Source organism: Pseudomonas cichorii (assembly GCF_018343775.1).
Taxonomy (GTDB): Bacteria; Pseudomonadota; Gammaproteobacteria; order Pseudomonadales; family Pseudomonadaceae; genus Aquipseudomonas; species Aquipseudomonas cichorii.
On sequence record NZ_CP074349.1, the window covers coordinates 3,719,152 to 3,736,893 of the forward strand.

The 17,742-nt window shown below is 61.8% G+C and carries 3 protein-coding genes; all 3 read right to left on the minus strand.

Annotation, left to right across the window (positions count from 1 at the left end):
• Nucleotide 1: 1 nt before the first annotated feature.
• From KGD89_RS15515 to KGD89_RS15525, 3 genes are read right to left on the minus strand one after another with little or no spacing between them, the layout of a single operon-like run.
• The gene (locus tag KGD89_RS15515) at nt 2-6,457 is read right to left on the minus strand and encodes a non-ribosomal peptide synthetase (RefSeq protein ID WP_025260681.1); all 6,456 of its coding nucleotides are present in this window, start codon (nt 6,455-6,457) and stop codon (nt 2-4) included.
• A 14-nt stretch (nt 6,458-6,471) separates the two neighbouring features.
• Nucleotides 6,472-14,286: a non-ribosomal peptide synthetase gene (locus KGD89_RS15520; RefSeq protein WP_025260682.1), complete on the minus strand. Its 7,815-nt coding sequence runs from the start codon at nt 14,284-14,286 to the stop codon at nt 6,472-6,474.
• A complete protein-coding gene (locus KGD89_RS15525; protein ID WP_025260683.1) occupies nt 14,283-17,696 on the minus strand; it encodes a non-ribosomal peptide synthetase in 3,414 nt (1,137 codons plus the stop codon). Before KGD89_RS15525 ends, KGD89_RS15520 begins: the two co-directional genes overlap by 4 nt.
• Nucleotides 17,697-17,742: the final 46 nt, after the last annotated feature.

Consider the following 17,742-nt stretch of genomic DNA (forward strand, 5'->3'; position numbering starts at 1 on the left):
GTCAGATACCCGCCATTTCATTCATCATTTTTTCGATATCGGACAAGCCGTCCTCGGTCAGCGACAAGCCGCTGCTCTCCAGTGCCTGGATAAAGTCGTTCAATTGCGGTTTCTCGAAAACAAGGCGCAGGGGCACATCGACCCCAAGGCCTGAATGGATTCTGGAAATGAGCCGGGCTGCCAATAGCGAGTGCCCGCCCAGCTCGAAAAAGTCATCAGTCAGGCCGACACGCTCGACCTTCAGCACCTGCGCCCAGATCTCGGCGATCTGTCGTTCCTGCTCGGTGGATGGCGCGACATAACTACGCTGCAACTGGCTGGCATCGGGCTTGGGCAAAGCCTTGCGGTCCAGCTTGCCGTTGGGGGTCAGCGGCATATGCGGCAAGCAGACGAAGTGGCTCGGCACCATGTAATCCGGCAGACCGGCCCGCAAATGCGCCTTCAGCTCGTCACGCAGGGTATTGGGGTCTTGCCCCTCTTCGGCAGGAACCAGATAAGCCACCAGTTGCTGGCCCGCCGGCCCGTCGATATCGATGACCACCCCTTCATGCACCCCAGGGTGTTCTTGCAGGCGTGCTTCGATTTCTCCCAGTTCGATACGGAAACCGCGAATCTTCACCTGATGGTCCAGGCGCCCGACGTACTCGATCACTCCGTCGGCGTGATAGCGCGTCAGGTCGCCGGTGCGGTACAGCCGCGAACCGGGCGGGCCGAACGGATCGGGAATGAAGCGCTCGGCGGTCAACGCAGCACGCTGGTGATAACCGCGAGCCAGGCCATCGCCACCGATCAGCATCTCGCCTCGGGTGCCGATCGGCAGCACATTGATATCGTCGCTGACGATGTGCAGACGGGTATTGGCCAAAGGCCGACCCAGCCAGATATCGTCACAGCGGGTCAGGTCATGGCGCGCCGACCAGATGGTGGTTTCCGTCGGCCCGTAGACGTTCCAGACATGCCCGGCCTGATCGATCAGCCGTTGGGCCAGTTCGACGCTCAAGGCCTCGCCACCACACAGCAAGGTCTTGCCCTGCAAAGCGCCTGCCGGAGCGCTGTCCAGCAGCATGCGCCAGGTAGACGGTGTGGCCTGGATCACGCTGACAGCCTGTTGTTCGATCACCGCCAGCAAGGCTTGCGGGTCCTTGTTTTCATCGGGACGCAACAGCACCACCGAAGCGCCGCGCATCAGCGGCAGGTACAGCTCCAGCCCGGCGATATCGAACGACAGCGAGGTCAGGGACAAGACTTTATCTTGAGCGCTCAGCCCCGGCTGCTCCGCCATGCTATGGAGGAAGTTGACCAGCGCCTGATGGCCGATGGTCACGCCTTTTGGCAGCCCCGTGGAGCCGGAGGTGTAGATCACATAGCCCAGGTTTTGCGGATGCGCCGGGTTGATCGGGTTTTCGCTGCTGTAGCCTGCCAGCCAGTCACCGGCCTGATCCAGGCACAGGCTCTGGACAGATGCCGGGATCGGCAGACGCTCGCGCAGCGCCGTCTGGGTCAGCAACAATTGCAGGCCGCTGTCTTCGATCATGTAGGCCAGTCGGTCCTGAGGGAAATCCGGGTCCAGCGGCACATAGGCGCCGCCCGCCTTGAGGATCGCCAGCAGGCCGACCACCTGCTCCAGGCTGCGCTGCACCGCGACACCCACCAGCACATCCGGGCCAACGCCCAGTTCGCGTAGCTTGTGGGCCAGTTGATTGGCGCGGCTGTTGAGCTGGCGATAGGTCAGTTGTTCGCTGCCCAGCATCAGCGCCGGCGCATCAGGCGTGGCCTGTACCTGAGCCTCGATCAGTGCAGGCAGGCATTGCTCGCTCGGGTAAGCGGCAGCACTGTCGTTCCAGCCCTGCAGAATCTGCTGACGCTCGGCCTCGCTTTGCATCGGCAGTTCGGTAATTCGCTGGCGGGTGTTGATGCAGATGGCTTTCAGCAAGGTCAGCCAGTGCTCGGCCATGCGCTCGATGGTGGCGATGTCGAACAGCGCCGTGGCGTAGGTCAACCCGACGCTCAGGCCACCTGCATGCTCCGTGGTGCCAAGGGTCAGGTCAAACTGCGCCGCATGGCTGTCCGACTCAAGGCCCTGAACACTCAGCCCGGACAACTCGCGAACCTCGGCATTACCTTGGCTCTGATGATTGAACATCACCTGGAACAACGGGCTATGGCTCAGGCTGCGCTGCGGCTGCAAGGCTTCCACCAATTGCTCGAAGGGCAGTTCCTGATGAGCCTGGGCCTGCAAGGCAGTCTGCTTGACCTGCTGCAACAGCTCCCTGAACGTGGTGTGCAGGTCGAATTCGGCGCGCAGCACCTGAGTGTTGACGAAGAAACCAATCAACCCTTCGGTTTCAGCGCGGGTACGGTTGGCAATCGGCACGCCAACCCGAATATCGTTTTGTCCCGAATGGCGATGCAGCAGGCTCTGGAACGAGGCCAGCAGCAACATGAACAGCGTCACGCCTTCCTGGCGCGCCACGTCTCTGAGGTTATCGAGCAGAGTACTTTCCAGCTCAAGGCCCAGCCTTGCTCCGGCATGGTTCTGCACCGCTGGCCGTGGCCGGTCCGCAGGCAATTCCAGAATCGGCTGCTCGTCGCCCAGTTGTTCCTTCCAGTAGGCCAGTTGCCGAGCCTGCTCGCCAGCCTCCATCCAGGTGCGCTGCCACAGGGCGTAATCGGCGTATTGAATCGCCAGCTCACCCAGATCGACGTCATGCCCCTGGCTGTAGCCTTCGTACAGACGCACCAGTTCATCGACCATGATCGGCATCGACCAGCCATCGGAGACGATATGGTGTTGAGTCAGGACCAACACATGCTCGTTTTCGCCCAGGTTCAGCAGCTTGACGCGCAACAAAGGCCCCTGCTCCAGATCGAAGGGGCGCTGCACTTCCTGTTGCACGCAGACGCTCAGGGACTGGCCCGCAGGCAAATGCTCCACCACCAGCCTGAAGGCCGACGCCGGATGGACAACCTGTACCGCCTGCTCACCGTTCTGGCGGAAGGTCGTGCGCAGGGTTTCATGGCGGGCAATCAGCGCCGTGAAGCTCTGCTCCAGCGCCTCGAGATCCAGCGAACCGTTAAGGCGCAGGGCAACCGGCATGTTGTACGCGGTGCTTTCCGGCTCCAGTTGCCAGAGGAACCACTGACGTTGCTGGGCATAGGACAAGCCCAGCGGCTGGCTTCGGTCTGCTTTAACGAATCCCGGAGCCTGACTGCTCTGCCCTTGATCAGCAGCCTGAGCAAAACTGGCCAGACTCTGGGCTTCAAACAGATTGCGCAATGACAGCTCGAGGTTCAGTTGCTGACGAATCCGGGAAATCACCTGAGTCGCCAGCAGCGAGTGGCCGCCCAGCTCGAAGAAATTGTCGTTCAGACCGACCCGTTCGACTTTCAGCACGTCCGCCCAGATGGCTGCCAATTGCTGTTCCAGCTCGCTGTGCGGTGCCACATAGCTGTTCTGCAACTGGCTGGCATCCGGTTTCGGCAAGGCCTTGCGGTCCAGCTTGCCGTTGCCGGTCAGCGGCATGGCGTCCAGCACCACGAAATGGGTCGGCACCATGTAATCCGGCAGATGCGCTTTGAGTGAAGTTTTCAGTTCTTCGCGCAGGGTTTGCGGATCGATGCTTGAATCCTGAGGCACCAGATACGCGGCCAGTTGCCCGTCCAGCGCCAGCACGGTGACTTCGCGAACGCTGGCCTGAGCCAGCAGGCGCGCCTCGATTTCACCCAGTTCGATACGGAAGCCGCGAATCTTCACCTGATGGTCGATACGTCCGGCGTACTCGATCACGCCTTCCGCTCGGTAACGGGCCAGGTCGCCGGTGCGATACAGGCGACCGCCGTCCTGAGAGAACGGGTCCGGCACAAAGCGTTCGGCCGTCAGGGCTGCGCGGTTGTGATAACCCCGCGCCAGACCGGCATGGCCGATATGCAGCTCACCGCTGCATCCCAGCGCTACCGGGTTGAAGTCCGCGTCCAGCACGTACCAGGACAGATCAGGAATCGCTTCGCCAATCGGGCTGGCGGCACTCAGGGTGTCCGCCTGGGTGATCGGGCGATAGGTCACGTGAACCGTGGTTTCGGTGATGCCGTACATATTGATCAGTTGCGGGCTCTGGTCGCCAAAGCGCTCGAACCAGGGAGTCAGGCTGGTGACGTCCAGCGCCTCGCCACCAAAGATCACTGAACGCAAGGCCAGTGATTTTTCGCTGTCGCAAGCCACCCGCATCAACTGCTTGAACGCCGATGGCGTCTGGTTCAGCACCGTGACCTGCTCCTGCGCCAGCAAGGCATGGAAGTCTTCCGGCGAACGACTGACGTCCCGGGGCACGATGACCAGGCGACCGCCGTGCAGCAAGGCGCCGAAAATCTCCCAGACCGAGAAGTCGAAGGCGTAGGAATGGAACAGCGTCCACACGTCCTGATCGTCAAACTTGAACCAGTCATCGGTGGCCGCGAACAGGCGCATCAGGTTGTGATGCGGCAGCAGCGTACCTTTTGGCTTGCCAGTGGAACCCGAGGTGTAGATCACGTAGGCCAGGTTATCCGGTGTCGTCAGGTTGACCGGGGTGCTGTCGGCATAGCCTTCCAGCGAATCGTTCAACGACAAGGTTTTCACCTGCGACGGCACCGGCAGGCTGGCCAGCAAGTGATCCTGGGTCAGCAGCAAGGCAATGCCGCTGTCGTCCATCAGGTAGCTCAGGCGCTCCTGGGGGGCATCCGGGTCCAGCGGCACATAGGCGCCGCCCGCCTTGAGGATCGCCAGTAGGCCGACGATCATGTCCAGGCTGCGCTCCACCGCCAGACCGACCCGCACGTCCGGGCCAACGCCCTGCTCGCGCAGCTTGTGCGCCAGTTGGTTGGCGCGACGGTTCAGTGCGTCGTAAGTCAGTTGCTCATTGCCCAGCGTCAGGGCAATGGCCTGCGGCACGCGAGCGGCCTGGGTTTCGATCAACTGGTGAGCGCACTGCACACTGGGGAAAACCGCCACCTCGCGGTTCCAGTCCTGCAACGTTTGCTCACGTTCGGCAGCACTCAGCAATGGCAAGTCCGCAATGCGCTGATGGAGATTGGCCGTCATGGCGTGCAGCACATTGCGCCAGTGGTCGGCCATGCGTTCGACGGTTGCTGCCTCGAACAGGTCAGTGGCGTAGATCAGCGAGGCACTCAGACCATCTTCGCGTTCGCAGGTATCCAGGGTCAGGTCGAACTGCGCGGTGTGCTTGTCCGACACCTGATATTCCAGACGCAAACCGGGCAACTGGCGAGCCTCGCTACGGCCTTGGGTCTGATGGTTATAGGCAACCTGAAACAACGGGCTGCGACTCAAATCACGCTCCGGCTGCAAGGCTTCCACCAGTTGCTCGAAGGGCAGGTCCTGATGAGCCTGAGCCTGCAAGGCAGTCTGCTTGATCTGCTGCAACAACTGGACAACGGTTGTCTGCGGATCGAACTCGGCCTTGAGCACCTGGGTGTTGACGAAGAAGCCGATCAGGCCCTCGGTTTCGGGGCGGTTGCGGTTGGCAATCGGCACGCCGACACGCACATCGGCCTGCCCGGTGTAGCGATGCAACAGAGTCTGGAATGAAGCCAGCAACAGCATGAACAAGGTGACGCCCTGCTGCCGGGCCACTTCCTTCAAACGGCCCGGCAGTGCGCCATCGAGTTCGACATTGAGGCGTGCGCCGCCATAAGTGCGCACTGCCGGGCGTGGACGGTCGGTGGGCAGTTCAAGCACTGGCGGCTGGTCGCCCAACTGGTTTTTCCAGTAGGTCAGCTGGCGTTCCTGTTCACCCATTTCCAGCCAGTTGCGCTGCCACAAGGCGTAATCGGCATACTGGATCGGCAGCGCTGCCAGTTGCGGCTCGCGTCCCTGGCTGCAGGCTTCGTAAAAACGCAGCAACTCATCGACCATAATCGGCATCGACCAGCCATCGGAGACGATATGGTGCTGGGTCAGGATCAACACATGTTCATTGTCGGACAGGCTCAACAGCTTGACGCGCAACAGTGGCCCTTGCTGAAGATCGAAGGGCCGTTGCACTTCCTGTTCAACGTAAGCCTCGACCGTTTCACCGGCCTGCAGCCGGTCCACATTCAGAGCGAAAGTGCCTGCCGGATGCACCACTTGCAGAGCATCATCGCCTTGCTGCTCGAAGGTCGTGCGCAGGGTTTCATGACGGGCGATCAGGTGCTCGACACTGCGGCGCAAGGCCTCGACATTCAAGGTGCCGTGCAGGCGCAGGGCCAGGGGGATGTTGTAGGCGGCGCTCTGTGGTTCAAGCTGCCAGATGATCCATTGCCGCTGCTGGGCGAAAGAGAGCGCAGAACCTTCCTGCGACTCTCTCTTGAAGATTGGCGTGACAGCGTAAAGATTCACCCCCTGTCGCTTCAGCAGTACCGCCAGCGCCTTGCGTTCACGGGCGGACAGCGATTTTACGGACTCAAGCAACTCTTGCACGGGGGTCTCTCCTGCTAAGCAATCAAATTATCAATTTCCTCCGCTGATAAACGTTTGAGTGCCTCCAGTGATTTAGTCAATTCGTCCAGTGCAGGGTCACTTTTGCCATTTTTTTGCTGGATCACGGCAACCAGCCCCGCCACGCAAGGTTGTTCGAACAACTCTTTCAACGAAACCTCGTGCTGCAATTGCTCGCGCACCCGAACCAGCACCTGCACCGCCACCAGCGAGTGGCCGCCCAGCTCGAAGAAATTGTCGTTCAGGCCGACCCGTTCGACTTTCAGCACGTCCGCCCAGATGGCCGCCAGTTGCTGTTCCAGCTCGCTGTGCGGTGCCACATAGCTGTTCTGCAACTGGCTGGCATCCGGTTTCGGCAAGGCCTTGCGGTCCAGCTTGCCGTTGCCGGTCAGCGGCATGGCGTCCAGCACCACGAAATGGGTCGGCACCATGTAATCCGGCAGATGCGCTTTGAGTGAAGTTTTCAGTTCTTCGCGCAGGGTTTGCGGATCGATGCTTGAATCCTGAGGCACCAGATACGCGGCCAGTTGCCCGTCCAGCGCCAGCACGGTGACTTCGCGAACGCTGGCCTGAGCCAGCAGGCGCGCCTCGATTTCACCCAGTTCGATACGGAAGCCGCGAATCTTCACCTGATGGTCGATACGTCCGGCGTACTCGATCACGCCTTCCGCTCGGTAACGGGCCAGGTCGCCGGTGCGATACAGGCGACCGCCGTCCTGAGAGAACGGGTCCGGCACAAAGCGTTCGGCCGTCAGGGCTGCGCGGTTGTGATAACCCCGCGCCAGACCGGCATGGCCGATATGCAGCTCACCGCTGCATCCCAGCGCTACCGGGTTGAAGTCCGCGTCCAGCACGTACCAGGACAGATCAGGAATCGCTTCGCCAATCGGGCTGGCGGCACTCAGGGTGTCCGCCTGGGTGATCGGGCGATAGGTCACGTGAACCGTGGTTTCGGTGATGCCGTACATATTGATCAATTGCGGGCTCTGGTCGCCAAAGCGCTCGAACCAGGGAGTCAGGCTGGTGACGTCCAAAGCTTCGCCGCCAAACACAACAGTACGCAGTGCCAATGGCGTTTGAGATTCACACGCCACCCGCATCAACTGCTTGAACGCCGATGGCGTCTGGTTCAGCACCGTGACTTGCTCCTGCGCCAGCAAGACATGGAAGTCTTCCGGCGAACGACTGACGTCGCGGGGCACGATGACCAGGCGACCGCCGTGCAGCAAGGCGCCGAAAATCTCCCAGACCGAGAAGTCGAAGGCGTAGGAATGGAACAGCGTCCACACGTCCTGATCGTCAAACTTGAACCAGTCATCGGTGGCCGCGAACAGGCGCATCAGGTTGTGATGCGGCAGCAGCGTACCTTTTGGCTTGCCAGTGGAACCCGAGGTGTAGATCACGTAGGCCAGGTTATCCGGTGTCGTCAGGTTGACCGGGTTGCTGTCGGCATAACCACTCAGGGAATCGCTCAGCGACAAGGTCTGTACCTGCGGCGGCAGCGGCAGGCTGGTCAGCAAGTGATCCTGGGTCAGCAACAGGGCAATGCCGCTGTCGTCCATCAGGTAGTTCAGGCGCTCAGATGGGGAATCCGGGTCCAGCGGCACATAGGCGCCACCCGCCTTGAGAATCGCCAGCAGGCCGACGATCATTTCCAGGCTGCGCTCCACCGCCAGACCGACCCGCACATCCGGGCCAACGCCCTGCTCGCGCAGCTTGTGAGCCAGCTGGTTGGCGCGACGGTTCAGTGCGTCGTAAGTCAGTTGCTCATTGCCCAGCGTCAGGGCAATGGCCTGCGGCACGCGAGCGGCCTGGGTTTCAATCAGTTGGTGGGCACACTGCGTACTTGGCCACGCCTTCACGGCTTGCGTCCAGCCAGTCGGCAACGCCAGCTCGCCCAACGAGGTCGATGGTGCTGCGCTCAAGGTTTGCAGCAAGTAGTCGAAATGGCTGGCCAGTTGCGCCACGGCCTCTGCACCAAAGTGCTGGCGGTCGTAGCTGAAACGCACCGACAACACGTCGCCGGCTTCGACAACCAGGGTCAGCGGGTAATGCGCCTGTTCCTGATTGTGCAACCCACTGAAAGCCAAACCTGCCGGAGCCTGTTGCAAGGCCTCGGACACCGGGTAGTTCTCGAACACCAGAATATTGTCGAACAACGCCTCGCCGCCGCTGGCCGCCAGACGCTGGATGTCGTACAGCGGCGTATGCTCGAACTCACGCAAGGCAAGGTTCTTGGCCTGCACGTGCTGCACCCAGTCAGCGACGGTCTGTTCAGGTCGCGGGCTGGCGATGACCGGCAAGGTGTTGATGAACAGGCCCAACTGCTCTTCGACACCCGGCAAGTCAGCCGGACGCCCTGCCACGGTGGCACCGAAGGTGACGCTGGCCTGCCCGGTGTAGCGCTGCAACAGCAGCAGCCACGCCGATTGCACCAGCGTGTTCAGCGTCACGCGCTGCTCGCGGGCGAAATCACCCAAGCGTTGAGTGCCCGCCGCATCGATCAGGTGGAAGTAATCGCCATAACCCTGCCCGCCTGCACTGGATTTAAGCGCCTGGACCAGACGGGTCGGCTCGTCCAGTTCGGCCACCTGTTCGGTCCAGAAACGCTCGCTGGCCTGGGCATCCTGGCGTTGCAGCCACTCGATGTAATCGCGATAACGGCTGCTCTGCTGTGGCAGCGGCTGGCCGCTGTAGCGTTGCAGCACTTCACCCAACAGGCGCGAACTGCTCCAGCCGTCCATGAGGATATGGTGGCTGGTGTAGATCAGGTGATGGGCAGTGTCCGACGTGCGCAGCAGCGCCAGACGCAACAATGGCCCCTGGGTCAGATCGAAGCCTTTCTGGCGGTCGGCCTGCGCCCAGTCATCCAGCCACGTCGCCTGTTGATTGCGGGCATCCAGTTCGACAAAGGGCACGATGGCCTGACGTTGCACCACTTGCAGCGAGTGCTCCAGATGGCTGACAAATGCACTGCGCAGCACTTCATGGGCATCCACAGAAGCTTGCCACGCCGCCTTGAAGCGTTCGACGTCCAGGCCCGACACATCGACGCGCAACTGGTTGATGTAGTTGCCCGCTTCCTGCTCGAAAAGGCTATGGAACAACATGCCCTGCTGCATCGGTGCCAGCGGGTAGATATCGTCGATATTCCCGGCAGCAATCGGCAAGCGATCCAGTTGCACCTGAGTCAGGGCCGCCAGCGGGAAGTCCGATGGCGTGACGCCCTGCTGGCCATTGAGGCAATGCTCGATCACAGCCGTCAGCGCCTGCTCGTACTGATGCGCCAGAGCCTCGATGGTCGAAGCCTGATACACCTCGGCACTGAACGCCCAGTCCAGTTGCAACTGACCATTGAAGACCTGGCCGTTGATGCTCAACCCGTTGCTCAACGGCCCGTCTTCACTCAAGGCATGGCCGCAGCTGTCAGCGCTCGGCACAAACAGCGCGCCGTCACGCTCATTGAAGCTGCCGTCGAATTGCCCCAGGTAGTTGAAGGTGACCTGTGCTTGCGGCAAGGCGGCCAGTTCATGACCAAAACCGGCATCGCCCAGATAACGCAAAACGCCATAGCCGACGCCCTTGTTCGGCACCGCGCGCAATTGCTCCTTGATGCCGCAGATGCTTGCGCCCGTATCGGCCTGCGGTGTCACCTTGACCGGGAACAGGCTGCTGAACCAGCCGACCGTGCGGCTCAGGTCCATATCGTCAAACAGGTCTTCGCGGCCATGGCCTTCAAGCTGGATCAACACCGATGGCTGCTGGCTCCACTGGCACAGCACCTGCGCCAGCGCGGTCAGCAGAAGGTCGTTGACCTGAGTCCGGTAAGCCGCAGGCGCCACCTTGAGCAGCTTGTGGGTGAGGTCCTTGCTCAGCCAGGACGAAGCATGGGCAACGTCGCGATTGCGTTGCGTGCCGAGCGGATTGTCACAAGGCAACGGCTGGATATCGCCACTGAGGGTTTGTCGCCAGTAATCACGTTCGGCAGCCAGGGTTTCGCTGGCGGCATAACGATGCAGTTGCTCGGCCCAGGCCTTGAGGGAACTGGTCTTGGTCGGCAACGCCAGAGCCTTGCCGGTATTCAGCGCAACGTAAGCCTGTTGCAGGTCTTCCAGCAAGACACGCCACGACACGCCATCTACTACCAAGTGATGGATGACCAGCAGCAGGCGCTGCTCGTCTTCGGGCAGGTTCACCAGCACGGCTCGCAGCAGAGGGCCGTTTTTCAGATCCAGGCTGCGCTGGGCTTCGTCAGCCAGTTCGGTCAGGCGCGACCGGTCATTGAGTTCGTGTTCCCACAACAAGTCGCGGGTGTTCAGCGGCCCGAAGGTCGCCTGCCATTGGCCGTCCTGCTGGGCAAAGCCCAGGCGCAGAGCGTCATGCTGCTCGATCAGAGCCTGCAAGGCTGCCAGCAGATGACTGGCTTCCAGCGGGCTGTTGGGCTTGAGCATCACCGACTGGTTCCAGTGATGGCGCTCGGGAATGTTCATCTCGAAGAAACGCGCCTGAATCGGCAGCAACGGCAAGTTGCCGCTCACCTGCTCGACGACTGCTGCGGGCTTCTTCTGGATCAGTTTGGCCACCGTCGCCAACTGGGCGATGGTCTGTTTCTCGAACAGTTGCTTGGGGCTCAGCTTGAGGCCCTGACGCTTGGCACGGGCGATGATTTGCAGGCTGAGGATCGAATCCCCGCCCAACTCGAAGAAGTTATCGGTCGTGCCGACCTTCTCCAGCTTGAGTACATCGGCCCAGACGGCGGCGAGCTTTTCCTCGATCTCGCCGACCGGCGCGGTATAGCGTTGTTTGACCACCCCCGGCGTGGGCAACGCACGCTTGTCCAGCTTGCCGTTGGCGGTCAGCGGCAGACGCTCCAGCACCACGAACTGCGCGGGCACCAGGTATTCCGGCAGGCTGGCGGTCAGTTGCTCGCGCAGGGTTTCGACCTGCAACGTCGTGCCCGCAGCGGCCACGCAATAGGCCACCAGTTGCAGGCGGGATTCGTCGCTTTCAACCGCTTGCGCCACCACCGCAGCCTCGGCCACTGACTCGAAACGCAGCAGTACCCGCGCCACTTCGGCAGGCTCCACGCGATAGCCGCGCACTTTTACCTGATCGTCGCTGCGACCGATGAATTCCAGCAGCCCCTGACGGCTGCGACGCACCCGGTCACCGCTGCGATAGACCCGCTGCCCTTCCCCGGCAAAGGGGTCCGGCACAAAGCGCTCGGCCGTCAGGCCCGGCTGCCCGAGATAGCCCAGCGCCACGCTGTCGCCGCCGATGTACAACTCACCCGCGACCTGCTCTTCGCTCGGGTTCAGCACATCGTCCAGCACGTAGGCATGAGCCCCCGGCAATGGCGTCCCCACCGGTACGGAACGGGACGGATCGATCACCTGGACTTCATGGGTCAGCACGCCCACCGTGGTTTCACTGGGGCCATAGTGGTTGATGAAGCGGCAGCCCGGTTTGAGCTGACGAACCTGCTCGAACAAGGCTGGCGGACACGCCTCGCCACCGACAATCAGCGCATGCTGTGGCAGCACGTCGGCGGGATTGGCAGCCTGTAACAGGGCCGCAAGATGGCCGGGGACGATTTTCAGCACGCCGACGCGATGCTCGGCCATGTACTCGGCAAAGCCGTCCGGATCGAAGCCCAGGGCTTCGGTCAACACATGCAACGGACGCCCGGAACACAGGGCACCGAACAGCACGGTATGGCCCAGGTCGGCGGCGATGGTCGAGACCAGCGCCATGCTGGCGTCCGCTGCCAGTTCCAGACGCTCAAGCAGGCCGCGTACATAACTGGCCAGCGCGCCATGGCTGACCAGCACGCCCTTGGGCTGGCCGGTGGAGCCGGAGGTATGAATCACATAGGCCAGCGACTGCGCCGAAACCACGATGCCAGGATTAGTAGCAGGCTGGTGCTGCCAGAGGCTCGGCACATAGGCCAGGCCCTGACAACCGGCCACTGCCAGCGAAGTCTGGCGCTGATCGCCTTCGGCACACAGCAGCATCCGGGCACCGGCACCTTCAAGCATCTGTTGCAAACGCGCATCCGGCGCCTTGACGTCCAGCGGCATGTAGACGCCACCCGCCTTGAAGATCGCCAGCACCGCCGTGAGCCAGTCCAGCGAGCGTTCCATCAGCACCGCCACGGGCTGGCCTTCGCTCACGCCCAGGCTCACCAGATGATGGGCCAGACGATTGGCCGCCTGATCCAGCCCGGCAGTGGTCACGGTGCGTTCAAGGCAACGGGCGGCCAGAGCATCGGGCTGCTTTTCGACCTGAGCCTGCCACTGTTGCAGCACCTGTGCGGCAGGTTCACGGGCAACTTGCGAAGGCTGAACCGACAACGCGCCGAGGCTGAACAAGGGCGCCTCCGGAGCTGCGAGCAGGGTCTTGAACAGCTCAAGCAGCGCCGGAATGAAGCCCTCGACAGTCGAGCGTTTGTACAGGTCGCTGGCAAAGGTCATATCGCCATGAATCAGCGTGCCGTCGTCGGTGATATCCAGCGCCAGATCGAAATGCGCACCGTCCTTGTGGAACTCGTACTCGCTGACCTCCAGACCCGGCAGTCTGAGGGCCACTTTCTGCTTGAGCACCACGTTCTGGTTGAACTTGGCCTGGAACAGCGGGTTGTGCCCCAGGCTGCGCTCCGGTGCCAGTTGATCCACCAGTTGCTCGAACGGCACGTCCTGATGGGCCTGGGCACCAAAGGACGTTTCACGAATCCGGGCCAGCAGATCGAGATAGCTCAGACGCTCGTCCACTTCGCAGCGCAGCACCTGGGTGTTGATGAAAAAGCCGATCAGGCCTTCGGTTTCAGCCCGGCCACGGTTGGCATTGGGCACGCCGATGCGGATATCCCGCTGCCCGGCCTTGCGGGACAGAAACAGGGAAAACCCGGCCAGCACCAGCATGAACAGGCTCATGCCCTGGCTGCGGGCAAAGGCATTCAGTTGTCGGGACAGATCGAGGCCGAAGTCGAACTTCAGGCGCTCGCCCTGAAAACTCTGGGTCGCCGGACGCTGAAAATCATGGGCGGCATCCAGCAGAGGCTGCTCGTCGCCCAGTTGCTGACGCCAGTAATCGAGTTGCCGCTCGCCCTCACCTGCTTCCAGCCACTTGCGCTGCCAGATCGCATAGTCGGCGTACTGCAAAGGCAACTCCGGCAGCACCGGCTCGCGACACTCGCTGTAAGCCTGATAGCAGTGCACGAACTCCTGAATCATCACATCCATGGACCAGCCATCGGAGACGATGTGATGCATGCTCACCACCAGCACGTGTTCGTCGTCAGCCAGGCGATACAGGCTGGCACGCAACAGCGGGCCTTTCTGCAGATCGAACGGCTGGCGAGTGCTCTGCTCGACCTGCTGAGCCAGTTCGACCTCGCGAACATCCACCGACAACGCCGACAGATCGATACGTTCCAGCGCCACACTCTGGTTGCTGAGGATCACTTGCCGCGGCTGGTCGCCTTCGGTGTGGAAGACCGTGCGCAATACCTCATGACGCTCGATCAGATGATCGAACGAACACAGCAGCGCCGACTCATCCAGCTGACCGCGCAGACGCAGGCCGGTGGTCATCTTGTAGGCATCGCTCAGCGGGTCGAGCTGCCAGAGAAACAGCAGGCGCTGTTGCGCGAAAGACAGCGGAATCTCGTCGAAATCATGGCGGCTGACCGGCACCGGCAACAGGCTGAAGTCCTTGCCTTCCTGGCGCAGTCTGGCGAGGAACTGTTGACGCTGTTCCAGGGGCAGCCCGACAAAGCGTTTAGCGATACGTGCAGCAGTAGTCCCGGTCATGCGCCAAATTCCTCCAGTGAATCCATGAACTGGTCCATGTCGCTCCAGTCGTTGTCGGCCGTGTCATCGGTGAGCAGCGCCACTTCTGCGGCCAGATCGCTCAGCACAGGTTTCTCGAACAGGGTGCGCAGCGGCAGGCTGACGCCCAGTTGCGTCTTGATCCGGGCAATCACTTGCGCGGCGAGCAGGGAATGACCGCCCAGTTCGAAAAACTGGTCATCCAGCCCGACTTGCGGCACATGCAGCACTTCCACCCAGATGGCAGCCAGACAGATCTGCAACTCGGTTTGCGGTGCGCGATACGTGGCTCGCAACTGGCTCGGGTCGGGAACCGGCAAGGCCTTGCGGTCGAGCTTGCCGCTGGGGGTCAGGGGCAGGTTCGGCAAGAGCAGCAGATGGGTGGGCACCATGTAGTCCGGCAGGCTGGCTTGCAGTTGTGCCTTGATACCCTGACGCAACGCCGCCTGTTCGGCATCGCCGGTGGCCGCGATTTCAGGCACCAGATAAGCCACCAGTTGCGTGCTACCCGCCAGTGGCAGCGCCAGAACCACCGCTTCGCGAATGCCGGAGCACTGCTGCAGGCGCGATTCGATTTCTCCCAGCTCGATCCGGAAGCCGCGAATCTTCACCTGATGATCGACGCGACCGATGTACTCCAGTGCGCCATCAGCTCCCAGCCGCGCCCGGTCGCCGGTGCGATAAAGCCGTTCACCCGCCACGAACGGGTCGGCGATAAAACGCTCGGCGCTCAGCGCTGGCTGACCGTGATAACCCCGGGCCAGACCCGGCCCACCGATATACAACTCACCCACCGCGCCCTGGGGCAGCAGGTTCAACTGATCGTCGAGCACGTACAGACGACGTCCCGCCAGCCCCTGACCAATCGGCACGCCGCGCCAGGAAACGGTTTCAGGCGTTAATGCGCTGCAATCATGAATGCTCGACACCACCGTGGCCTCGGTCGGCCCGTAGGTGTTGAGCAGACGCACATGACCCAGCCCGGCCTTGCGCCACAAGCGCAAACCTTCCACCGCCATGGCCTCGCCGCCCACATGGATCTGACGCAACGCGCCATAGTGCGCGGGCGGCCGGGCGGCGTAATCCTGAACCAGGGTCAGCCAGTACGCGGCGGGCAGGTCCGCCAGGGTAATGCCGTGCTCGACAACCGCCTGATGGAAGGTGCTGCTGTCCCAGAGTCGATCATCACGCAGCACCACACACGCGCCATGGCAAAGCGGCGGATAGAACTGCTCCACAAAGCCATCGAAACTGTTGGTGGCGAATTGCAGGACCCGATCACCTTCGCGCAAGTCGCTATAGGCCGCACCCAGGGTGACGAACTCGGCCAGTGCGCCATGACTGATAGCCACGCCCTTGGGACGGCCGGTGGAGCCGGAGGTGTAGATCACGTAAGCCAGATTGGCCGGATCGACGCCGACGTCCAGATCATGCTCAGCGGCTTCAGCCTGTTCATCCAGCAGGTCCAGACACAGGCACTGGATATCACCCAGCGGCGGCAGATCGTGCAGCAGTTCGCTGCGAGTCAGCAGCCATTTGAGACCGCTGTCCTGCAACACATGACTCAAACGCTCGGCAGGTGTCTTGGGGTCCAGTGGCACATAGGCCCCGCCCGCCTTGAGCACCGCCAGCAAGGCCACGGCCATCTCCAGAGAGCGCCCCAAAGCAATGCCCACCAGCACGTCGGGACCCACACCCTGCTCACGCAAACGATGAGCCAGACGATTGCTGAGTGTATTCAGGTGTTCGTAGCTCAGACCGGGAGCCTGGCGTTCGCCCGCCATGACCAGAGCCGGAGCCTGGGGCGTGCGCTTGACCTGCGCCTCAAACAGACGATGCGCGGGCGTGGCAATGCTGGCCCGTGGCGCGGCATCCACATCCAGCAATGGCTGACGCTCCTCAGCCGCCAGCATCGACAAGTCACCCACCGACTGCTGTGGATTGGCACAAGCCGAGGCCAGCAGATTGCGCCAATGCCCGGCCAGACGGGCGATGGTCGCCTCGTCGAAGATATCGGTGGCATAGGTAAAGGCGGCATTGAGCTGTTCGCCTTCACCACTGGTGGCCAGCATCAGGTCGCTGGCGGCAGCATGGGCACGCCCGGCGGCGGCCTGTTGTTCCGCTGGCAGATTCGCGACCCGCAGGCCGCTTTCCAATTGCTTGTCCAACAGATCGGCAACCACCGGCTGATGGTTGAACATCACCTGGAACAGCGGGTTATGGCTCTGACTACGCTCAGGCTGCAAGGCATCGATCACGGCGTCGAACGGCAATTCCTGATGCGATTGCGCGCCCATCGCCGCCTGACGCACGGTCTGCAACAGATCGACAAAACGGGTGCCCGCCGTCACTTCGCTGCGCAGCACCTGGGTGTTGATGAAGCAGCCGATCAGGCCTTCGGTTTCACTGCGCGTACGGTTGGCAATCAACCCGCCGACGCGGATATCGGTCTGCCCGCTGTAGCGATGCAGCAGGCTCTTGAAGGAGGCCAGCAACACCACGAACAAGGTGACGCCCTGGCGCTGGGCCAGGGTTTTCAGGTCGCGCAACAGCGCGGTATCCAGCGAGATTTCAAGACGCGCGCCCTGATGCGTCGGCAACGCCGGGTGTGGCCGGTCGGTGGGCAGCTCCAGCACCGGATGCTCTTCACCCAGATGCGCACGCCAGTAATCGAGCTGACGTTCCTGCTCACCCGCCTCCAGCCAACTGCGCTGCCACAACGCATAATCGCGGTACTGCACGGCCAGCGGATTCAGTTGCAGAGGCTTGCCGGCAATCAGCGCATCGTAGCCGCGCAACCATTCATCGATCAGTACATTCATCGACCAGCCGTCGGTGATCATGTGATGCAGGTTCAACAGCAACACATGCTCCTGCTCTTGCAGACGCAACAGGCGAATGCTGAACAGCGGGCCTTTTTCCAGATCAAAGGACTGCTCGGCCTGCCGGGCCATTTCCAGATGCGCCTTCGACCAGCGCTGCTCTGCTGGCAAGACGCTCAGGTCCAGCAATTCGATGGTCACCGGCGCAGGCTCGGCCACCCGCTGGAATGCACGCTCCCCCTCCTGACCGAAGGTCGTGCGCAGGCTTTCATGGCGCTCTACCAAGGCACTGAATGCCTGCTCCAGCACCGCAACATCCAGCGAGCCGTTCAGGCACACCGACATCGGCAGGTTATAGGCGGAGCTTTCAGGGTCGAGCTGCCAGAGAAACCACATGCGCTGCTGGGCATAGGACAAGCCATCACGCTCAACAAGCCCAACACAGGACGGGATCGGGAACAACGAAAAGTCCATGTCCTCCTGGCGCATACCGTCGAGAAACAACCGACGCTTTTCAGGGGGCAACTCGACAAAACGGCGAGCCAGTTTATGGGCGTGTTCGGGATTCATGCAGTGGGTCCTTGCTGAATAGGCCTGACCATGAGGCTTGGTCGTA

Bases quoted from the DNA above. Each gene is read 5' to 3' on its own strand.
- KGD89_RS15520 (WP_025260682.1), bottom strand. From the start codon at position 14,286: ATGACCGGGACTACTGCTGCACGTATCGCTAAACGCTTTGTCGGGCTG.
- KGD89_RS15525 (WP_025260683.1), bottom strand. From the start codon at position 17,696: ATGAATCCCGAACACGCCCATAAACTGGCTCGCCGTTTTGTCGAGTTG.